The following is a 22151-nucleotide window of genomic DNA, read 5'->3' as shown; positions in this document are numbered from 1 at the left end:
CGATCGCAGATCCCGTCCGATCAGCCACATCGCGACGAGAGCAGTGCAAATGAGGAGTGTTCATGAACGCCACCGAACTCTGGCAGCGCTACGAAGACTGGCTCTATTATCACGATGGGCTGGAGCTTTACGTTGATATCAGCCGCATGGGCTTTGATGCCGCCTTTGTGGAAAGTTTGCAGCCCAAGTTTGCCAAAGCCTTTGCCGACATGGCGGCATTGGAAGCAGGGGCGATCGCCAATCCGGACGAAGACCGCATGGTGGGCCATTATTGGCTGCGGGATCCCGACTTAGCCCCTGACGACTTGGGGCAAGAGATTACCACCGTGCTCGATGAGATTGACGACTTTGTGCAGCAGGTTCACGCTGGCACTATCAAGCCAGCGGAAGCTGATCAGTTCACCCGCATTCTCTCCGTAGGGATTGGCGGCTCGGCTCTGGGTCCCGAGTTTGTCTCCGAAGCGCTCGCGCCCATCAATCCCAAGATGGACATTTACTTCATGGACAACACCGATCCCGCTGGGCTGGATCTGGTGCTCGATCGCTTGGGCGACGACTTGAAAAGCACCCTCGTCCTCATTACCAGCAAGTCCGGCGGCACCCCCGAAACCCGCAACGGCATGTTGGAAGTGAAACACCGCTTCGAAGCCCTGGGCTTGGATTTTCCTTCCCACGCGGTCGCCATCACCATGATTGGCAGCAAGATGGACGAGCTGGAACGCATGGAAGGTTGGCTCGCCGAATTTCCCATGTTTGACTGGGTGGGGGGCCGCACCTCGGAAATGTCAGCGGTTGGTCTGCTGTCGGCGTCGCTGCTCGGCATTGACATCCGCTCTATGCTGGTGGGCGCCAAAGAAATGGATGCCGCCACCCGCGTGGCTGATCTGAAAACGAATCCGGCGGCGCTGCTGGCGCTGGCCTGGTATTACGCGGGTAACGGCCAAGGCGAGAAGGACATGGTGATGCTGCCCTATAAAGACAGTCTGCTGCTGTTTTCTCGCTATTTGCAACAGCTGGTGATGGAGTCGCTCGGCAAAGAAAAAGACCTGGATGGCAACGTCGTTCATCAGGGGATCGCTGTGTATGGCAACAAAGGTTCCACCGACCAACATGCCTATGTGCAGCAGCTCCGCGAGGGCGTGCCCAACTTTTTCGCGACGTTTATTGAAGTGCTGAAAGATCGGGAAGGGCCATCCATTGAAGTGGAGCCCGATGCAACCTCCGGCGACTTCTTGAATGGGTTTTTGCAGGGCACGCGAGCCGCGCTCTATGACAATCAGCGCGAATCGATCACCATCACCATCAATGAGGTGACGCCTCGCACGGTGGGGGCGCTAATCGCTCTGTACGAGCGGGCAGTGGGCCTGTATGCCTCGCTGGTGAATATCAATGCTTACCACCAACCCGGCGTCGAAGCGGGCAAAAAAGCGGCGGCTTCGATTATCGATTTGCAACGTCGCGTGTTGACCGTGGTGCGATCGCTCGATCAGCCCCTGCCGCTGGCCACGGTGGCCGACAAAGCGGGCGCGACTGACCAAGTGGAATCGGTGTACAAAATACTGCGACACTTGGCCGCCAACAATCGCGGCATCACCCTGCAAGGCGATCGCCGCACCCCCTCGAAACTCAATGTGGCGGCCAAAGCATCGTCAGAGTCTTAAATTTTGCGGGGGAATTTGCCGTTTCTTCAGTGGCCACTGAGATCATAAGCACTCAGTACAGTCAGAGTTAATGCAATCAAGTCTTTAAATTGTTGTGAAATCAGTGGACGCACCATGATTATTTGCTACCGTGGCGAAAAAATCACGGCTGCCCCTTGCCTGATTTTGGTGTACTCGAACCCGGTGACAGCTTGTGAGCCATGATCGTTGCCTATCCCAGTGCGCGATCGCTGTCCGTGTCTGAAAGCTTTTTATCTTGCATGACTCCCACGTTTGCCGAAAAACTTACCTGGAAATTTAATCGATTGCCTGGTGAAAGCGCCAGGTCCAACGCCTCAATCAGCGTTGTTGTCTAAAACCTGTTCTAACCCTTGGAGGAATCTGAAATATGGTTGCTGCTGATCCTTTAGCCAATGATCCTTTAGCAAATTGTCCCATTACGATCGAAGACGATCGCACCGGCCTCAGCGTCGAAACCCTACGCCGCGCCTTAGCCGACCACCTGTATTACATTCAGGGCAAACTGCCCGAACATGCTTCGAAAAATGACTTTTATCTGGCCCTCGCGTTTGTGGTGCGCGATCGCCTGATGCCCCGCTGGCTCTACTCCAAAAAGAACTATTTGCAGCCCGACACCCGCATCGTTTCCTACCTCTCAGCGGAATTTCTGCTGGGGCCGCATTTGGAAAATAACCTGATTAACTTAGACATTCAGGACGAAGTTCGGCAAGCCGTGCAGGAATCGAATCTGGATTATCAGGTCCTGATCGATCAAGAAGAAGAACCCGGTCTCGGCAATGGTGGCTTGGGTCGCTTGGCCGCCTGCTACATGGACTCCCTATCCAGTTTGGAAATTCCCGCACTCGGCTACGGCATCCGGTACGAATTTGGCATCTTTGACCAAGACATCCGCGATGGCTGGCAGGTCGAAATGACCGACAAGTGGCTCCAGTTTGGCAACCCTTGGGAAATTGCCCGACCGAGCTTTGCCGTCACCGTCAAGCTGGGCGGTCACACTGAGCCCTATGTGGACAACCAAGGCCAATACAAAGTGCGGTGGGTGCCCGCTCAAATCGTGAAAGGCATTCCCTATGACACCCCGATCACGGGTTATAAGGTCAACACGGTCAATACCCTGCGCTTGTGGAAGTCCGAAGCTCCGGAATCCTTTGACTTCCAAGTCTTTAACGTGGGTGACTACTATGGCGCGGTGGACCAAAAGATCGTGTCTGAGAACATCAGCAAAGTCTTGTATCCCAACGATGAGCAAGTGCAGGGCAAAGAGTTGCGCCTGATGCAGCAGTTCTTCTTTGTGTCTTGCGCGCTGCAAGACATGATCCGCATTCACTTGACCAGTGGGCGTCGTCTCAACACCTTCCACGAAAAGTTTGCCGTACAGCTCAACGATACTCACCCGGCGATCGGGGTGGCTGAGCTCATGCGGCTGCTCATTGATGAGCACGACATGGCATGGGATACCGCTTGGGATGTCACCAGTCGCTCCTTTGCTTTTACTAATCACACTCTGTTGCCTGAAGCGCTAGAGAAATGGTCGGTCGATCTGTTTGGGCGCATCCTGCCTCGCCATCTGGAGATCATTTATGAAATCAACCGCCGCTTTTTGGATCAGGTGCGGGTGAAGTTCATGGGCGATGAAGGGCACCTGGAGCGGCTGTCGTTAATTGATGAAAGCGGTCATCGCTCAGTGCGCATGGCCAATCTCGCCTGCGTGGGCAGCTACTCGATCAACGGGGTGGCGGCGCTGCATACCGAACTGGTGAAATCTACCATTCTCAAGGATTTCTACGAACTGTCCCCTGAGAAGTTCAACAACAAAACTAACGGGGTGACGCCTCGACGGTGGATGGTGCAGGCGAATCCTCGGCTAACCAACTTGATCAGCAGCAAGATTGGCGATAACTGGATCAAGCATCTTCATGAGCTGAAAGGACTGGAGCAGTACGCTGACGATCCTGGCTTCCGTCATGAGTGGCGGCAAATTAAGCTGTCGATCAAGCGCGACTTGGCTGAGCACATTCAGCGGCGCACGGGGATCACGGTCAACCCCGAATCGATGTTCGACGTGTTGGTCAAACGGATTCACGAATATAAGCGCCAACATCTGAAGGTGCTGCACATCATCACGCTGTATAACCGCATCAAGGCGAATCCTGACATTGACCTGACGCCCCGCACCTTTATCTTTGGTGGCAAGGCGGCTCCGGGCTATGCCATGGCGAAGCTCATGATCAAGTTCGTCACGTCGGTCGGCGATGTGGTGAATAACGATCCCGATGTGCGCGATCGCCTCAAAGTAGTCTTCCTACCGGATTACAACGTCACTTTTGGTCAGCGCGTGTATCCTGCCGCCGAGCTGTCGGAGCAGATTTCCACTGCGGGCAAAGAGGCGTCTGGCACGGGCAACATGAAGTTCTCGATGAATGGCGCACTGACCATCGGTACTTTGGATGGTGCAAACATCGAAATCCGTGAAGAAGTGGGGGCCGAAAACTTCTTCCTCTTTGGTCTCAAGACCCCAGAAGTGCAGGAACTCAAAGCCAACGGCTACAACCCCTGGGATTATTACGATAGTAATGAAACGCTGAAGGCTGTGCTGGACTTAGTCGCCCACGGTCACTTCTCCCACGGTGATCCAGAACTCTTCCGACCGTTGTTGGATAATCTGCTACACCACGATCCCTTTGTGGTGTTGGCGGATTATCAGGCCTACATTGATTGTCAGGATCAAGTAGACCAAGCCTACCGGGATCAAGACAACTGGACCCGCATGTCGATTTTGAATGCGGCGCGCACTGGGAAGTTTTCCAGCGATCGCTCCATCAGCGAATACTGCGAAGACATCTGGAAAGTCAAGCCTCTACCCGTCACCGTCCCGATTTATGACCAAGCCCAGGCTTCATTGACGGTGTAAGTCATTGGTATAGTCTCACGACAATTGGGCCAGACCTGATCTGGCCCGATTTTTTTGTGTGGGAGGAGTACGCAATCGGGTCTCTGTCCCCGTGTCGGTTGGCGTCGAGGCACGAGACCCAACCAGATCAGACGCTTGACTGTGTTGGGGTTCCTGGCATCAACCGCAACCGACCCCCCGTCTTTTCCAGGTGATTTCTTGCTCAGAAATCTCCGCAGCCCCTTACCTGTCGGTACCTGACTGCGGATTGCCATATAGCGCTGCGCAGATAGCTCCATTCATTGATTTGACGGACAAACGAGGGGCTTAGGTTAGGAAGCAGGATTTTTCAAATCCAACCCAAGTTTTGTTGAGCAAGCATCTTGCTTGCCCTAGGACAGCCGAGACGGCTGTCCACACTTCGATTCAACGCTCATACTTTAAACTTTTGGGCTCTCGGCACCTGACTGCGGATTGCCATAGCTGCGGATTGCCATAGACGAAAGCACGGGTAACCTCTGGGCTGCCATAAAACGTCTAGATGATTTGTGTGGTGTGCCCGATTTCTCAGTAAGCTGATGGTATAGCTCGTAACATTCAAGCTCTGGCATCACAAATGGGCAACCTATGACCAGACTATTGCATACAGGGTTGGAAACATATGGCTGGGGCGGCTGCGAGCGCGGTGAGCACTATCGCTTGGCTGGGGCAATTGCAGAATTCCTATATTCCCCATGGACATTGCTATCTGTGGCAAACGCCTCTGGTGACGTTGCATGTGGTGAGCGATGTATTGATTGCGCTGGCCTATTTTTCGATCCCCATCATGCTGGTTTACTTCGTCCGCCGCCGCCACGATACGCCGTTTACGCAGGTGTTCCTATTGTTTGGGGCCTTTATTGCGTTTTGCGGGGTGGGGCACCTGTTGGATATTTGGGTGCTGTGGTTTCCCAACTACTGGGTCGCTGGGACAGAGCGAGCGTTGACCGCGTTCATTTCCGTCGTCACGGCGCTCAAGCTGGTGGAGTGGATGCCGCAATTTTTGGCGCTGCGATCGCCCCAAGATCTAGAAGATCTCAATCAACAATTACAAGCTGAAATGACTGTCCGCCAACAATCTCAAGAAACGTTGCAGCGCCTGGTCGAGGGCACGGCGTCGGCCACTGGAGAGGCATTCTTCGCGGCGTTAGTCAAAAACATGGCGCAGGCCCTCAAAGTGAACTATGCCTTTGTGTCGGAATATCAGGCAGACACTGACACGGTTCAGGCGCTGGCCGTGTGGGGCGAGGGCAAAGTCTGTGAAAATTTTCAGGTGGCGCTGCCCGGTACGGCTTGTAGCCGGGTGATTACGACGGGGCAGCAGTATTACTTACCAGCGGCGGTTCAGACTGAGTTTCCCGACTCGCGCTTACTTGCTGAGGCCAAGGCGGAATCCTATCTGGGAGTGCCGTTACTGACCGATACTGGCCAGGCGATCGGAACGCTCTGTGTGGTGCACGATCGCCCTTTGCAGCGCCCGGATGAGGCTGCAGCCATCATGAGCATTTTTGCCGCGCGAGCCACCGCCGAACTGCAACGCCAACAGGCCGAAGCCGAATTGCGCGCTACCTATGCCGGTATGGAACAGCAGGTGGCTCAGCGGACAGAGGAACTGAGCCAGCGCAACTTACAACTGGCCCAAGTGGCTCAGCAAGAACGAGCGACTTCGCTAGTGCTGCAACGAATGCGCCGCAGCATGAAACTCGACGTGATTTTTCGCAGTACGGTCAAAGAGGTGCGCCAAGCCATTGGGTGCGATCGCGCGATCGTGTATCGCTTTCAACCAGATTGGAGTGGGGAAGTCATCGCCGAGGCAGTCGATGTCCCCTGGCAAGCCCTCCTCCAAAAAACGGGTGTGGGTCCCTGGCAAGAGCAACTGCTTCAGCAAGATCAATGCGTTCCTGGTCGCCTCGCGGTCGATGCCACGATCATCCGCGATACCTATCTGCAAGAAAACCAGGGCGGCATTTATGCCCAGGGCATCGACTACATTGCCGTTGAAGATGTGTATGCACAGGGCTTTAACAATTGCTATCTCAATCTGCTCAAAGCGATTCAGGCCCGCGCATATGTCATCGTGCCCATTTTCTTAAATGACCAATTGTGGGGATTGTTGGCTTGCTATCAAAACGATGGCCCGCGCCAATGGCAAATGGGCGAATGTGAAATGTTGGCGCGGATTGGCACCCAGCTCGGCATCGCTATTAAACAGGCCGATTTATTTGCCCGCACGCACCAACAAGCGCAAGCGTTACGGATCGCCAAAGAAGAATCGGAGCGAGCCAATCAGGCGAAGAGTGAATTTTTGGCCAATATGAGTCACGAATTGCGCACCCCGCTGAATGCGATTCTCGGTTTTTCACAATTGCTCCAGCGCAACTCCACTTTGCCCAGCCGTCAACAAAACTACGTCGAGATTATTAACAACAGTGGTGAACACCTGCTTGGCCTGATCAATAACGTGCTGGAAATGTCCAAAATTGAGGCGGGCAAGTTCCAACTCAATCCTGAAGAATTTAACTTGTTGCGGTTGCTCCACACGCTGCAAGACATGCTCCGAGTCAAGGCAGAAAAAAAAGGCTTGCAGTTGGAGCTCATCCTTGCGCCCGACTTACCGCAGTATGTGCTGACCGACCAAGGTAAATTGCGGCAAATTTTGCTCAATCTGTTGAGCAACGGCATCAAGTTTACACAGTCGGGCTATGTGCGCCTCAAGGCGGCGGTCGTGGCGGACGATCGCCCCCGTGAGCAGCCGGCGGCAGCGATCGTCTTACAATTCACCGTCGAAGACACCGGCATGGGCATCTCTGCCGAAGAAATCGACGCTTTGTTTGCCCCGTTTCAGCAAACCCAATCGGGGCTGCAATCAGGCCAGGGCACTGGGCTCGGCGTCGCCCTCTGTCAACAATATGTGCAAGAAATGGGGGGGGAACTCCAGGTCACCAGTGAGTTAGGTCAGGGCACTCGCTTCTCGTTCACGATTCAGGTCGCGCCAACCATGACCCCGGCCCTAGAAGAGGAACCGATCGCCCATCATGACGTGACGGGGTTAGCCCCTGGACAACCCCGGTTGCGTTGCCTCGTAGTTGAAGACAACGCGATTAACCGGGTGCTGCTGCTGGATGTGCTCACCCCCCTCAATTTTGAGATTCGTGAGGCCGTCAACGGGGAAGAAGCGATCGCCCTGTGGCAAGACTGGCAGCCCCACCTGATCTGGATGGATATGCGTATGCCCGTGATGGATGGTTACGCCGCCACCCGCCGCATTCGTCAGTTAGAGCGCGATCGTCAACTCCCTCCTACCGTGATTTTGGCCCTCACTGCCACCGCCTTTGAAGAGAGCCATGCCGATATTATCGCTGCCGGTTGCGACGCGATTTTGCGCAAACCCTTTCAGGCCAAGGATTTATTTAATTTGATGAAAACGCATCTGAATTTGCAATATCGCTATGTCACTGACGCCCCCATCTCTGCCCCTGCTGAAGCGGCGGCGACTAACACCGATGCGCTCATCAAGAGCCTCGCTGCGATGTCACCAGAGTGGCGTGAGCAATTACGGCAGGCGGCTACCCGCTGTAGCGATACGGCAATCCGCACCCTGATCGAACAAATTCATTCAGATTATTCGATGCTAGCTGACAAACTCTACCAACTTACAGATGTGTTCAGATTCGACCAAGTTCTAGGCTTGCTAGAAGAATCTGAAGAGAAAGTGAAATAGCGACGTTCCTCTGATTCTAAATTTTCGCCTCGAGCAAAGTTGATGACTACTACCCTGCAGAAGACTCTGGCTGCCCCGTTACAGGCCGATATCTTGATCGTTGATGACACTGTCGAAAATATCGCCCTGCTTTCTGAAATTTTAGAAACCAATGGCTACAGTGTTCGCAAAGCCGTCAATGCGGCAATGGCCAAAACTGCAATTCAGGCCATGTTGCCAGACGTTGTCCTGCTTGATATCTGTATGCCCGAAGTGGACGGCTACACCCTGTGCAAACAGCTGAAAGCCGATGAGGTGACCGCGGATGTGCCGATCATTTTTCTCAGTGCTCTCAGCGATGCGTTCGATAAAGTCAAAGCTTTTGAGGTGGGCGGCGTTGACTACATTACGAAGCCCTTTCAAATGGCCGAGGTCTTGGTGCGAGTGCGCAATCAGGTGCTTGCCCGACAAACCCTATTGACCCTAGAGCAAGTGATCAAAGATCGCACTAAAGCGCTGCAACTTGCGAATGCCCAATTGACCCAGGCGGCTTATCACGATCAACTCACCGGTTTAGCGAACCGATCGCTCCTGATGGAATCGATCACGCGACTGTTAGAAGCCGTCCAAGGGGATCCTGACTACCAGTTTGCGGTGTTGTTTTGTGATTGCGATCGCTTCAAGCTCATCAACGACTCGTATGGCCATTTTGTGGGTGATCAAGTGCTGATTCAAGTCGCTGAGCGGTTGAGTCGTGAGTTGAGCCCAGAAGATGTCTTGGCCCGCTTTAGTGGCGATGAGTTTGTGGTGTTGCTGTCACAAGTCGAGTCCCAAGCGGCGGCGATCGCTTGTGCCGAAAAACTGATCAATGTAATTCGCCCTGGTTTCCAGCTACCCCACGGCGAAGCGTTTATTAGCCTCAGTGTGGGCATTGTCTTGAGTAATCCTGTGCAACATCAGCAGCCCGAGCACATTTTGCGCGATGCCGATATCGCCATGTATAACGCTAAAGCCAACGGCAAAGGCTGTTACAGCATTTTTAATCCCATCATGCAGCAGGCCAGCATCGAGCTGTTGCAAATTGAAGCCGACCTTAACCGCGCCATCACGGCCCAAGAGTTTCAGCCCCACTATCAACCCATCGTTGACCTCGCCACTGATCAGCCCATTGGTTTCGAAGTGCTCATGCGCTGGCAGCACCCTGAGCGCGGCTTACTCCTACCCCACACATTTATGTCTGTGGCTGAGGAAACCAGTCTGCTGCTACCAATTGGCAAACAACTGCTCGAAGCCGCCTGCCAACAACTGTGCGAATGGCGTCAGCAGGGCCAAGTCGGTGAAGATTTTTACCTTGCTTTTAACCTATCGGTCTCGCAGATTACGCAGTCTACTCTGCCCCAAGAGTTAGCACAACTCTTGAATCGCTATGGCTTGTTACCCAAGCATCTAAGGCTCGAAATTACCGAGACTGCTTTATTAGATAATGTTCTGGCAACCGATGTTATTCGAGCTTTGGCAGATCAGGGTTTTCACCTCTGCATTGATGACTTTGGCACCGGATATTCATCCTTCAGCTATCTGCATAAATTGCCCGTCAAAACGCTGAAGATCGATCGCTCTTTCATCAGTCGACTCTCGCAAAAAGATCGTGACTTCCAGATTATTGCCGCCATCCTCAGTATGGCTAACAGCTTGAATATGACCACTGTGTCAGAAGGCATTGAAACGACCGATCAGCTACAACTCCTGAAAAGTTTAAGCTGCGACTCAGGGCAAGGGTTTTGGTTTGGTAAACCCGCATCTGCCGAGCAAGTGATTCAACAGATTGCAAGATTTTGAGGTTTGACTCATTAGGATGTCAGGAAACGCGGCAGACAGTATTTTAATTGTGGATGACGTGCCAGATAACATTCGCTTGTTGTCTGAAATCCTAAAGGATGAAGGTTTTGCCGTGCGACAAGCGGTCAGCGGCAATCTGGCTTTAATGTCGGTCGCCGCTAACCCGCCCGATTTGATTCTGCTCGACATTAACATGCCAGAAATGGATGGCTATGAAGTCTGTCGGCGCTTAAAAGACTGTGAAGCAAGCCGCAATATTCCCGTCATCTTTTTGAGTGCGCTGGATGATGTGACTGATAAGGTTAAGTCGTTTGACTTGGGGGCGGTAGATTACGTTTCGAAACCCTTTGCACAGGCCGAAATTGTCAGCCGTATTCGCACACAGCTATCCATTGCCAAACTGAATCAGCAGCTGGCTAATCAGAACCAAGTGTTAGAGACTGCGCTGCAATATTGGAAAGAGAATCAAGCCGAGATCATCCAGCAAGAAAAGATGGCGGCGTTAGAAAATTTGATCGCCGGGGTTGCTCATGAGATTAATAACCCGGTCAGCTTTATTATCGGCAACCTATCTCATGCGCAGGATTATTTTCAGACGTTAAAGCAGGCGATTCAGCAATATCGCACCGTTGCGCCCACGACCATTTCTGATCAGGTGGCCGAAGAGATTGAGTTTACGCTCGATGATTTTCCTAGTTTGATGGATTCGATGCAGGTGGGAGCAGAGCGCATTGAAAAGATTGTGCAGGCACTGAAAACTTTCTCGCATCATGGTGAAGCGGGTGTCAAAGAGATTGACTTGCAGCAAACCTTAGATAGTCTATTAATCTTGCTAAAACCGCGTTTTCGGCAAACCAATCAACGTCCAGAAATTAAGGTGGATTGTCAATATCAATCGCTGTCTCCAGTCGCTTGCGAGGCCAAACTGATCGGGCAAGTGTTTTTAGATTTGTTGGAAAATGCGATCGACAGCATCGATGTTTTATGGGCGTCTCCTTTGTCCGAGGAGGATGAGCGTGTCGTTCCTTCTATCACCCTCCGTACGCAGCAGCTCAATCCTAGCCAAGTCCAAATTGCGATCGCTGACACTGGCGGCGGGATTCCTGACGAAATTCAAACTCGGGTGTACGAGCCGTTTTTTAGTACTAAGCCAGTGGGAGCGAAAGGACTGGGGCTAACGACGAGCTACCGCATTGTGACGGACGTTCACCATGGCACTCTGACCTTCCATAGCTCTGTTGCCACCGGCACCGAGTTTATAGTGACGTTGCCCGTTACTCAGGCTTAGACTGCGTTCCCCTTTATTGGGAGCCGACTCTTGGCTGGGGCAATGGGATACTTGGGGCATGAGCGACGCTCATCAGCGCCAAAAAATAAGGGAGCGAACATTTCGCTCCCCGATTCAATATTGATGTAGTTTTGCGTTGGGCGGTTAGCGATCGCCCATTACTGAGCTTTCTGCAACGTGTTGGTTGATAGCTCCGCCATTTGGAACTTTTCAAGAATGGTGCTAGCCATTTGTGACGGCGTCAGCCCCAAGGTGGCTTTGGACTGATCCGGCGTGGCATGGTCCACCAGCACATCAGGCACTCCCAGGCGCACGACTTGGGCCGGTACCTGCGCATCCAACAGGGCTTCCGCAACCCCGCTACCAAAACCACCGATGGTGCAGCCTTCTTCCATGGTGACGACGCGACCAATCTGTTTCGCCAACGGCAAAATCAGCTCTTCATCAATGGGCTTAGCAAAGCGAGCATTCACGACGGTTGCCTGAATGCCATGCTCACTCAGGATTTCGGCGGTTTGCATGGCGGGATACACCATCGAGCCGTAGCCCAAAATCAGCACGTCATCACCGCTCCGCAGCCGTTCGGCTTTACCAATCGGCAGGGGTTCCCAGCCTTCTTCCATCAGCGGGGCGCCAACGCCATTGCCGCGCGGATATCGCACTGCGATCGGGCCAGCGGTGTAGTTGATGCCCGTCACCATCATGCGCTGAAGTTCGGCTTCATCCTTCGGTGCCATCAGCACCATATTAGGGATGGAGCGCAGATAGGCAATGTCGTACATGCCCTGGTGGGTGGGGCCATCAGCGCCCACAATGCCCGCCCGGTCAAGGCAGAAAAAGACGGGTAGTTTCTGAATACAGACATCATGAATAATCTGGTCAAACGCCCGCTGCAAAAAGGTGGAGTAAATGGCGGCGACAGGGCGCATGCCTTCAGCCGCGAGACCAGCTGCAAGGGTGACGGCGTGCTGTTCGGCAATGCCCACGTCGATGTACTGTTTGGGCAGCTTTTTCGCGAGGATATCCAAGCCCGTCCCGGTCGCCATAGCGGCGGTAATGCCGACAACTTTGGGGTTGTCTTCCGCGATTTTGGTCAGAGTATTGCCAAAGACTTTGGCATATTTGGGCGGCTTCGGTTTGTTCGAAGGCTTCGCTTTGCCCGTGGCTAAATCGAAAGGATTTTGGGCGTGATAGCCGACTTGATCTTCTTCGGCGATCGCATACCCTTTGCCTTTCACTGTGGCCACATGCACCAGCACTGGTCCTTCGATTTTGTGCGCTTCGTTAAAGGTATTGATGAGTTCCGCCAGGTTGTGCCCATCCACTGGCCCCATGTAGGTAAAGCCCAGCTCTTCAAAAACGGCTCCGACTTTGGGCACAGCGAGCCGCTTCATGCCTTCTTTCACCCGGCTCAGTTCCGGCGTGAGGGAATCGCCGACAAATGGCAGATGCTTAAATTGCTCTTCCAAATTATCAGTGAGGAACTGCATGGGTGGGCTGAGGCGCATCTTATTTAAGTAGCGCGGAATTGCTCCCACATTGGGCGAAATCGACATTTCATTGTCGTTCAGCACTACCAGCAAGCGCGTATTGGGCAGGTGCCCCGCGTGGTTGATGGCTTCTAAGGCCATGCCGCCGGTCAGAGCGCCGTCACCGATAATGGCCGCCACCTTAAAATCATCGCCTTGTAAGTCACGCGCCAGAGCCATGCCGAGGGCGGCAGAGATACTCGTTGAAGCGTGGCCCGCCCCAAAGTGGTCAAACGGACTTTCGGAAAGTTTGAGATAGCCCGCGACTCCATCTTTTTGCCGCAGAGTATGGAAATCGTTGTAGCGTCCGGTGATGAGCTTATGCGGATAAGCCTGATGGCCCACATCCCAAACGACTTTGTCGTGGTCTAGATCGAGCGTTTGATACAGTGCCAACGTTAGTTCGACGACTCCCAAACCCGGCCCTAAATGTCCACCACTGGTGGCGACAGTTTCTAGGTGCTTCTCTCGAATTTGCCGCGCGATCTGTTCTAGTTGATGAACGGACAAACCGTGGAGTTGGTTTGGATGAGTTACGTCACTCAAATGCATAGCGAGATACCCTCAGGTTTACGTAGGTAACGTGTTAGCTAACTTCTACTGTAGAAGATTAGTGTCGCCGCCCTCATTCCAAAACGGTCGGTTTGTGGTGGAATAAGGGGGAGGTTTTGGAAACAGAAGACCTCAAATATCGTAAATTAGCCTTAATTTTTGCTGACAGGGCTTAATTCAACCGTTAATCAACTGATAAAACCGTTAATCTTCTGTCATGATTCATTCTTCTCGGACTGTGCAACTTTTCCAGTGGCCCGTGATACCGTTTGTCGCTGGCGCTTTATTTTCTGCGGGGACGGTGCCCCTTTTGGCGACGGCTGCCCAGGCCCAAGCTACTGACCAAAATTATGGGGCTTGCGCCAGTGAATTGCTGGATGCTGGGGTGAGCGCTGAGGCAGCCGCGATCGCTTGTGCCAATGCCTATCGTCCCACCGAAGTTTCTGGCTGTGTTGCTGGGGTACTGGCGGCGGCGGATGTGACGCCGACGGCAGCGCTGTCAGCTTGTAGCCGCGATCGCCGCCCCGACGAGGTGGCCTCTTGTGTCGCCACAATTCACGGTGATTTGACCGTGGTTGATTCCCAATCGGTGCTCGACCATTGCCATCGCACCATCTTGCCCGAGCGTTATGCTGCCTGCGTCACCGGTATTGCGGATGAGCTGGGGTATGCCACCGAAGACTCGCTCGCGACCTGTATCGCGGCGGGATATCGGCCCGAAAACGTCGCCCCGACTTACATCCCAATGAATTAGTCCGATCGCATGGGCAATGCTACCAGTGCTGTCAGCCATATCCGCTTGGCAGCGCTGGTAGTTTCTAATTAATTAGAGGTTTGCTGGAGCAGGAGTACGCCAACTCCGAGAAACAGGAAGATCGGTAGCCAGGCAGAAATCACCGGTGAGAAGATGCCCACCTCACCCATGGCATTGGAAATGAAGGCAATCAGGTAATAGCTGAAAATGATAATGACGCTAATACCAAAGCTCGTAGCTTTGCCAGTGCGCTGTGGGCGCACCCCTAGCGAGGCTCCGACTAAGCCAAACACTACACAGACAAACGGCAGCGAATACTTTTGCTGAATCCGGATCTTGAACGTACGGATTTCTTTCTCATCGCCGGTTTTCATAATGACTTCGTCGAGATACCGTGAGGCCTCGGCGATGTTCATCTCTTCATCCCCTTTAGTCCGGTTGGCGATGTCGAACGGCGTACTGGGCAACTGAATTTCTTGGGTGTCAAAGGTGATGGTTTGGCCAAACGAGCCATCGGGCGACACTGCATACAGGGTGCCGTCATAAAAGTCCCAAGTTTTTTCGTCGACATTAAAAATAGCGGAGTCGGCACTCACAATCTGACTCAATCCCGTTTGGGAATAGTCGAGCACGGTGACCTCATACATGCGCTCGCCGTCGAAACTCTCAGCGTAAAATAGCCGCCTCATGCGCTGTTCATCGTCGTCACCGTCACCATCGCCGTCGATATCTTCAAACTCGCGGTATAAAATGTTGCGTTCGCGAAAAGGGGGACGCTCGGAATTGAGGGCGCGATCGAGGGTGATATCGGCTTGGTAGTTAGCAGCGGGTGTGATCAATTCATTAAAGGCAAACGTGACGCCGGTAACAGCGATGCTGAAAATGATCGCTGGGGCAATCATGCGCCGCACACTGACGCCACAGCCGCGCAGGGCAATGAGTTCACTATCGGCAGAGAGACGGCTGTAGGCCATCATCGTTGCCAACAGCGTCGACATCGGAAACGCTAAAACGATGAACTCGGGCAGCTTTAAGACAAAAATCTGCATGGCTAACCCGAGGGAGAGCCCCGACTCAGTCACCCGACGAATGAGTTCGAACAGCGCCCCGACGGAAATTCCAATGGAGGAAAACGCCCCCACGCCAAATAAAAATGGCATGAGAATCTCGCGCACGATATATCCGTCCATGACGGAGACTTGCAGCCAGTCGAGCGGGTTGCGCACGGGCTGCGGCACGGAGGATTTAGAAAGGGGCGTGTCCATAGGGAAGTTAGCAGGGATGCAAGTTAAACGGCTGTGGCTAAACCAGGCAAATCTAGAGCTTGAAATCCTCTCCTAGATAATGTTGCCGGACTAGGGGATTGTTGTAGAGATCTTCGGCGGTGCCCGAGGCGAGAATGCGTCCTTCGCTCATGATGTAGGCGCGATCAATGATTTGCAGGGTTTCCCGCACGTTGTGGTCGGTGATGAGAATGCCAATGCCGCGATCGCGTAATTGCGCCACCATCCCTTGAATTTCCGTCACTGCAATGGGGTCAACCCCGGCAAAGGGTTCGTCCAAAAACAGGAATCGGGGACCTTCTTCGCCCGCCGCCAGGGCGCGGGCCAGTTCGGTGCGGCGGCGCTCCCCGCCAGACACTAGATTACCCTGAGTTTTGGCGACCGTTTCTAAGCGAAACTCTTTGAGCAAGTTGTTGAGCTTGGCTTGATACAGATGCGAGGGGACGCTCGTTTGCTCCATGACCAATAGCAAATTATCTTGCACCGATAGGTGACGAAAAATACTCGGTTCTTGAGCTAAGTAGCCAATGCCCAGGCGGGCTCGTTGGTGCATGGGCAAGTCAGTAATATCAATTTGATCCAGACAGACTCGCCCCATATCCGGGCGTTCCAGTCCAGTCGCCATATAAAAGGTGGTGGTCTTGCCCGCGCCGTTGGGTCCCAATAACCCCACGACTTCGCCTTGGCCCACTGACAAACTAACTTGGTGAACGACTTGCCGCTTGCCGTAAGTCTTCTCTACATTTTCCAGAATGATTTTCAAAGGACTTGGTATCCAGTGGAATGATCAAGGCTTAGCTCCGATTTTATCAAAGCGCTTTCCTTTGGTTGAGGGAAATGTTGGGTTATGGGGCAACTCTGGTAAAAGGTACGGGGGCGAGGGGACTGGTTTGGATGACCAGGGATGGCTAGACCCGTCACCGGGATCATAACGGGGGTGCGATCGCCCATTGCCTGATGCACCGTACCTCTGCAATCAAGGGAGTGACCTTGACAGCCGCAAGAGGCTAGCTAGCGTGCCTGCTCACTGAGCCAGCGGCAAGCAGGCTGCCATGCGATCGCTCCCTTACTCCGGATTCGGCATTGCAGGCTGTTCTAAAGGCGCGATGAGGAGAGTCTCGTCTGGGGCTGTCTCGTCAGCCGTGGCTGCCGCATCCTCTTCTGTACTGTCGCCCGTCGGCGTGGTGGGGTTGTCTTGAATGATGTAAGTGGTCTCAACTTGTTGGTTCGGTTGAGGCATCGCGATAAACCGTCCCTCATCCACCAGATAGGTCACCACCTCGGCCTGTAGGCGGTTGCCCTCTTGCAGCACCACAACGTTGCCGCTGAGGATCATGCGGTTTTCGTTACTGAAATATTGAGCTTGTGCCGAGGTTGCGACAATATCCCGGGCGGGATAATCGATGCGCACATTGCCGCGGGCCACGATGACTCCAGTATTCGCATTGGCCTCTTGAATGTCGGCTCGCAAGGTAATGACCCCGGAATTGGCGCTCTGTGCCAAAGCTCGGGGATGGGGAGCGGGTGCGATCGCGAGCCAGAATCCCAGCCCGCCTAGGGTGGCAACCGCCGCCAGCGATCGCCATCGCCGCTTCAATGATTGTCTGTGCCTCATGGTTAACATCCCGGCCTGAGCGACCATTCTTCGCCTCTCAAATAGTAATGGTTAAAGACGCTACCTCATTATTCTCAGTTCCGGCTGAGGACAGCGCATCCGTATTAATTTTTGTGCGATCGCTGCTCTATTCTGCCAATTATGTAGACACTTGATGACATTCAATCTGTCGTCGAGTCGGCAGGATGATCATAGTGAATCTGCCACTGCGGCAAGGAGATGGCCGCCAACGTCGTGGTTTGACCCAGTTGACTGTGTTGTAAGGCTGTAGCCAGGTTTCCCACTTGCTCAACGCCGAGTTGTTGCACTGCCTCTAACCAAGCACTGGCACAGTCTAATAATGGGGTGACATCGACGCCGCGATACTGCGGCTCAAAGGGTTCGAGCCGTCTGATGCCCTCGCCGAGCAAGATAGCGGTGCCTTGCCAATTCTGGTTGCCGAGATGGTAGAGCGCGACGGCTAGCTGCAAAATGCCTTGAAAAAAAGGCTTTTCAGGGACTTCGGCCTCCATCCAAATGGCTTCCAGCGTGTCATGACAAGCATAGTAATCGCCCTGATTGAATTGCTGGATACCTGTATGTAGTTGGGCATCGTCAGTCTGTAGCGGTTCTGAAGGCATCGATCTATGCAATGGGTGAGCCCTCTCATCCTCTGATCAGATCGAGCATTCTGCCAGCAAACTACAGATTGTTAAGCAGAGGTGGTATTCTCCACTGATGAGTGTGTGAGGAGTCAGTTTTATGGTAAGCACCCCAGCGCGACCGGCGAGTCGCCAACAGTTTTCGTTGCCCCCAGGCTTGGGTTGGCAGACTCTCGACTTGCCCCAGACCCAATTATTTGGCACCGATGGTATCCGGGGGCAGGCCGGCGAGCTATTGAATGCGCCTCTAGCGACCCAAATCGGTTACTGGGCGGGGCAGGTGTTGCAGCAGCACTATGGCGCTCAGGGCCCCATTTTACTGGGCCAAGATTCTCGCAACTCTGGGCATATGCTGTCATCAGCGTTGGCGGCGGGTCTCACTTCGGCGGGGTTGGAAGTGTGGAATTTAGGATTGTGTCCCACCGCTGCTGTGGCGAATCTGACCCCAGCGGTTGGGGCGATCGGGGGCGTGATGATTTCGGCCAGCCATAACCCGCCTCAAGATAATGGCATCAAGTTTTTTGGCCCCGAGGGCACCAAATTGCCGACGGCTGTACAGCAGCATATCGAGCGATCGCTCCGGGGGTTAGAAGCCCCTCACCCAACGCTCGTTACGGCTTGGGGACAGTGGCACCATCGCCCAGAACTGGTGGGGCAATATCTGGATTTTTTGCGGCAACCGTTGCCTAATCTGAATTTGAGCGGGTTGAAGATTGTGCTGGATATGGCCTGGGGCGCAGCGGCGGGCATTGCCACGCAGGCGTTTGACAGTACTCAGGCAGAAGTCATTGGCATTCATGGGTTGCCTGACGGCGATCGCATCAATGTTAATTGCGGTTCCACCCACTTGGAGCCTCTGAAAGCTGCCGTCCGTGAGCATCAAGCCGACATTGGTTTTGCTTTTGACGGCGACGCTGATCGCGTGATTGCCGTCGATGGTCAAGGGCGCATTGTGGATGGCGACTACATCCTCTATTTCTGGGGCAAGCTGCTGAAAGACTCACAGCGTCTGCCCAATAACCTGATCATTTCCACCGTCATGGCTAACCTCGGTTTTGAGCGGGCTTGGAACGCTCTCGGTGGTGAGCTGTTGCGCACCCAGGTCGGTGACCAGCACGTTCACGCCGAAATGGTTGACCGGGGCGCCAAACTGGGAGGCGAACAATCCGGCCATATTCTCTGCCACCATTACAGTCTCACTGGCGATGGTATTTTGACGGCGCTGCACCTGGCCGATTTGGTGCAAAAAGTCGGGGGGTCTCTAGCGGCTTTGGTGGATCAAAGTTTCACCACCTATCCCCAACGTCTGGACAATATTCGCGTCGAAGATCGCGATCGCCGCAAAAACTGGCAAGCTTGTGATCCAGTGGTGCAGGCCATTGCTCAGGCAGAAGCCGACATGGGCGCTCTAGGGCGCGTGTTGGTGCGGCCATCGGGCACTGAACCGCTGATTCGGGTCATGGTCGAGGCGGAGCAGCAGCCCTTAGTCGATCATTGGACAGATCACATTGCGGCAGCGGTGCGGCAACACCTGGCAGTTTAGGGAAGACAGGGCATTGTGGGCCTCCATCAGCGCGATCGCTTAATGCGCGGCGAGTGAGCGATCGCGTCTTATTTGGATTGGCGATAGGGACAATTGGCCCAATGCTGGGCGTTACAGCTTAGCGCTCGGCAGTCAAATTCACAGGTGGCGATCGCAGTAGGCACTTCCGCTGCAATTATGCCGATCATTTTCTGCCAAACTTTTTCCAACAATCGTTTCATTGCTAGACAGCTCCTGTGCCAGTCATCATGGTGACTGCGCAGTCTACGTTCTATTATCGGTCGGTAGTCAAAATCCAAATATTTTTATGAATAAAGGATTTATGAACGGACGATGAACTGTCATGAAGTTTGGGTAAAGCTTTACCGTTCGTTCCCCTAGCCAGAAATCGTGATTCATTTTAGAGCGGTGGTCAGTGAGCCCAGTTCTAACCTCGCCGATGGCGACACAGTCCCCAGCAGACCGATTACACTAGGGGATGATCAGGCTTTCTGAGCCCTGACCAATCATTTCCCCCTTGCTCAAGGGACGGACGGATTCTCGCAGATACGAAGATTAAAGGCACGTTTTATGGCAAACCGTTTGCGTCAACCCTCTCTTTTCCGGCGGACTGCTCAAGTAACGGCTTCTGGCCTGTTGACGACGACCTGGTTTTTGATGCAAAGCTTGGCTGCTTTGCCGCCAGTGTTGGCTCAAACTGAGGAAGACGACCAGCTGACCTACGGCGAATTTCTAGAGTTGGTTGATTCGGGGCAGGTTGAGCAGGTTGATATCAACCCCAATACCAATACAGCCGATGTAGTGCTGAAAAGCGACGGTGAAGATGATCCGCCCCAAGAAGTGGTGTTATTTGAGGGGGATGCCAACAACCCAGAGCTGATTCAACGGTTGCGGGCTCAAGACGTTGATGTTGAGATCGAGCCCGAGGGCGGCGGCAACGCCCTCGCTTGGATTGCCACCAACACGCTGCTGATCATGCTGCTGCTGTTTGGCCTCCTGTTGATTTTGCGCCGGACGGCCAACAATGCCGGTGGAGCCATGAGTTTTGGCCGATCGCGTGCCCGGTTCCAGATGGAAGCCAAAACGGGTGTGCAGTTTGACGATGTCGCAGGCATCGAAGAAGCCAAAGAAGAGCTGCAAGAAGTCGTCTCGTTTTTGAAGAATCCCGAGAAATTCACGGCCATCGGGGCCAAAATTCCCCGTGGAGTCTTGCTAGTTGGCCCTCCTGGCACCGGTAAAACGCTGCTGGCGAAAGCGATCGCGGGCGAGGCAGCGGTACCCTTCTTCAGCATTTCTGGTTCGGAATTTGTGGAAATGTTTGTTGGGGTCGGCGCTTCGCGAGTGCGCGATCTGTTCAAAAAAGCGAAAGAAAATGCACCCTGTATCGTCTTTATTGATGAGATTGACGCGGTGGGACGACAGCGGGGCACGGGCATCGGCGGTGGTAATGATGAACGTGAACAGACTCTCAATCAGCTGCTGACCGAGATGGATGGCTTTGAGGGCAATAGCGGTGTCATTGTCATCGCCGCCACCAACCGGGTGGATGTGCTGGATATGGCCCTCATGCGACCGGGGCGGTTTGACCGGCAGGTGATTGTCGATTTGCCGACCTACGGGGGCAGGCTGGAAATTTTGAAGGTGCATGCCCGCAACAAAAAGATTGCCGAGGAAGTGTCGATGGAGGCGATCGCTCGCCGCACCCCCGGCTTTTCGGGCGCAGAACTGGCGAACTTGTTGAACGAAGCGGCTATTCTCACTGCCCGTCGTCGCAAAGAAGCCATCACCATGCAGGACGTGGAAGACGCCATTGATCGGTTGACCATTGGCTTGAGCCTCACGCCGTTGCTGGATAGCAATCGCAAGAAAATGACCGCCTATCACGAAGTCGGCCACGCGCTGCTGACGACGCTGTTAGAACATGCCGACGCTCTCAATAAAGTCACCATCATTCCTCGTTCCGGCGGCGTCGAAGGCTTCACCCAGTCCTTACCGGATGAAGATGTGATTGATAGTGGTCTGTATACGCGCAACTGGCTACTCGATCGCATTACGGTTGCCCTGGGGGGCTTAGCGGCTGAGGCAGAAGTGTTTGGCGATTTAGAAATCAGCACCGGAGCGGGCGGCGATATTAAGCAGGTGACTAACCTGGCCCGACAAATGGTGACCCTGTACGGCATGTCGGATTTGGGGCCAGTCGCTCTGGAAAGCATGGGTAATGAAGTCTTTTTGGGGCGCAACATGATGCCCCGCTCCGAATATTCGGAAGAGCTGGCTTCCAAGATTGATAAACAAGTTCGGGAAATTGCCCAACAGGCTTACAATCGCGCCCGTGGCATGTTGCGCGACAATCGCGAACTAATTGATTATCTGGTGGATCGGCTACTAGAGATTGAAACGATGGATGGGGATGAATTCCGTCAAATCGTTGAAAAGTACACGGATATTCCCAAAAAGCAAACTCAGGAGTCACCGGCAGCTGTTTAGCGATAATCCATGCGTCGATGCTGTGCAGGCGATCTCACCCACCAGAGAAACTTTCTCCCCGTGTGGGATCGTCACCGTTTCGCCCATCCAGCAATGGGTTTCTTGTCCTGCATGGTGAGAAGACGGATGATAGCGCTGGTCAGCTATGAACCAATGAGATCTGAAGTCGCGGTGAGCGAATCGCGATCGCCACAGCGCTCTGCGCTTACCATGCCACAAAAAGTTTATTGAACTTCAGCAACAAATACACAATAAGTTTCTCTGAAGCCTTTAGCCTGTAGTTACAGAGAAGTTATCTAAATGTTCGAT

Annotated in this window: 13 protein-coding genes; 8 read left to right on the top strand and 5 right to left on the bottom strand. The window is 53.6% G+C overall.

Going from position 1 to position 22151, the window contains the following annotated elements:
* Positions 1-62: 62 nt before the first annotated feature.
* The 5 genes from DYY88_RS06100 to DYY88_RS06080 all read left to right on the top strand — a co-directional run bounded on the left by DYY88_RS06100 (position 63) and on the right by DYY88_RS06080 (position 11438).
* Positions 63-1661 carry a glucose-6-phosphate isomerase gene (locus DYY88_RS06100; RefSeq protein ID WP_039726011.1) on the top strand — a complete coding sequence of 533 codons (1599 nt, stop codon included), beginning with the start codon at positions 63-65 and terminating at the stop codon, positions 1659-1661.
* A 388-nt stretch (positions 1662-2049) separates the two neighbouring features.
* Entirely contained in the window at positions 2050-4593 is a 2544-nt protein-coding gene (locus DYY88_RS06095; RefSeq protein ID WP_044151100.1) for a glycogen/starch/alpha-glucan phosphorylase, read from the top strand.
* 640 nt (positions 4594-5233) lie between these two features.
* Positions 5234-8332 carry a GAF domain-containing protein gene (locus tag DYY88_RS06090; protein WP_044151099.1) on the top strand — a complete coding sequence of 1033 codons (3099 nt, stop codon included), beginning with the start codon at positions 5234-5236 and terminating at the stop codon, positions 8330-8332.
* Between the two features lie 42 nt (positions 8333-8374).
* The gene (locus DYY88_RS06085) at positions 8375-10150 is read left to right on the top strand and encodes a putative bifunctional diguanylate cyclase/phosphodiesterase (RefSeq protein WP_044151098.1); all 1776 of its coding nucleotides are present in this window, start codon (positions 8375-8377) and stop codon (positions 10148-10150) included.
* A gap of 16 nt (positions 10151-10166) precedes the next feature.
* Positions 10167-11438 (top strand): sensor histidine kinase, encoded by a 1272-nt coding sequence (locus DYY88_RS06080; protein WP_039726010.1) that lies wholly within the window; start codon positions 10167-10169, stop codon positions 11436-11438.
* A 158-nt stretch (positions 11439-11596) separates the two neighbouring features.
* Here DYY88_RS06080 and dxs read toward each other — a convergent pair whose 3' ends face one another.
* Entirely contained in the window at positions 11597-13519 is a 1923-nt protein-coding gene (gene dxs, locus DYY88_RS06075; protein ID WP_039726009.1) for a 1-deoxy-D-xylulose-5-phosphate synthase, read from the bottom strand.
* Between the two features lie 217 nt (positions 13520-13736).
* Here dxs and DYY88_RS06070 point away from each other — a divergent pair, with 217 nt between their 5' ends.
* On the top strand, positions 13737-14273 hold the full coding sequence (locus tag DYY88_RS06070; protein WP_052288290.1) for a hypothetical protein: 537 nt from the start codon (positions 13737-13739) through the stop codon (positions 14271-14273).
* Between the two features lie 68 nt (positions 14274-14341).
* Here DYY88_RS06070 and DYY88_RS06065 read toward each other — a convergent pair whose 3' ends face one another.
* The 4 genes from DYY88_RS06065 to DYY88_RS06050 all read right to left on the bottom strand — a co-directional run bounded on the left by DYY88_RS06065 (position 14342) and on the right by DYY88_RS06050 (position 17791).
* Positions 14342-15538: an LptF/LptG family permease gene (locus tag DYY88_RS06065; protein ID WP_084607005.1), complete on the bottom strand. Its 1197-nt coding sequence runs from the start codon at positions 15536-15538 to the stop codon at positions 14342-14344.
* 52 nt (positions 15539-15590) lie between these two features.
* Positions 15591-16319 carry an LPS export ABC transporter ATP-binding protein gene (gene lptB / locus DYY88_RS06060; protein WP_039726008.1) on the bottom strand — a complete coding sequence of 243 codons (729 nt, stop codon included), beginning with the start codon at positions 16317-16319 and terminating at the stop codon, positions 15591-15593.
* A gap of 303 nt (positions 16320-16622) precedes the next feature.
* Positions 16623-17171, bottom strand: coding sequence for an LptA/OstA family protein (locus DYY88_RS06055; protein WP_201278963.1), 549 nt, complete (start codon positions 17169-17171; stop codon positions 16623-16625).
* Between the two features lie 161 nt (positions 17172-17332).
* On the bottom strand, positions 17333-17791 hold the full coding sequence (locus tag DYY88_RS06050) for a DUF309 domain-containing protein (RefSeq protein ID WP_044151096.1): 459 nt from the start codon (positions 17789-17791) through the stop codon (positions 17333-17335).
* Between the two features lie 121 nt (positions 17792-17912).
* On the opposite strand from DYY88_RS06050, the gene glmM reads away from it, so the two are divergent.
* Both glmM and ftsH read left to right on the top strand, forming a co-directional pair.
* Positions 17913-19355: a phosphoglucosamine mutase gene (gene glmM / locus DYY88_RS06045; protein ID WP_039726007.1), complete on the top strand. Its 1443-nt coding sequence runs from the start codon at positions 17913-17915 to the stop codon at positions 19353-19355.
* A 570-nt stretch (positions 19356-19925) separates the two neighbouring features.
* A complete protein-coding gene (ftsH, locus tag DYY88_RS06040; RefSeq protein ID WP_039726006.1) occupies positions 19926-21842 on the top strand; it encodes an ATP-dependent zinc metalloprotease FtsH in 1917 nt (638 codons plus the stop codon).
* The last annotated feature ends 309 nt before the right edge of the window (positions 21843-22151 follow it).

Origin of the sequence: Leptolyngbya iicbica LK (assembly GCF_004212215.1) — a bacterium.
Taxonomy (GTDB): domain Bacteria; phylum Cyanobacteriota; class Cyanobacteriia; order Phormidesmidales; family Phormidesmidaceae; genus Halomicronema; species Halomicronema iicbica.
Note: the sequence above shows the minus strand (reverse complement) of the source record. Positions and strands in the feature narration are given on the sequence as shown.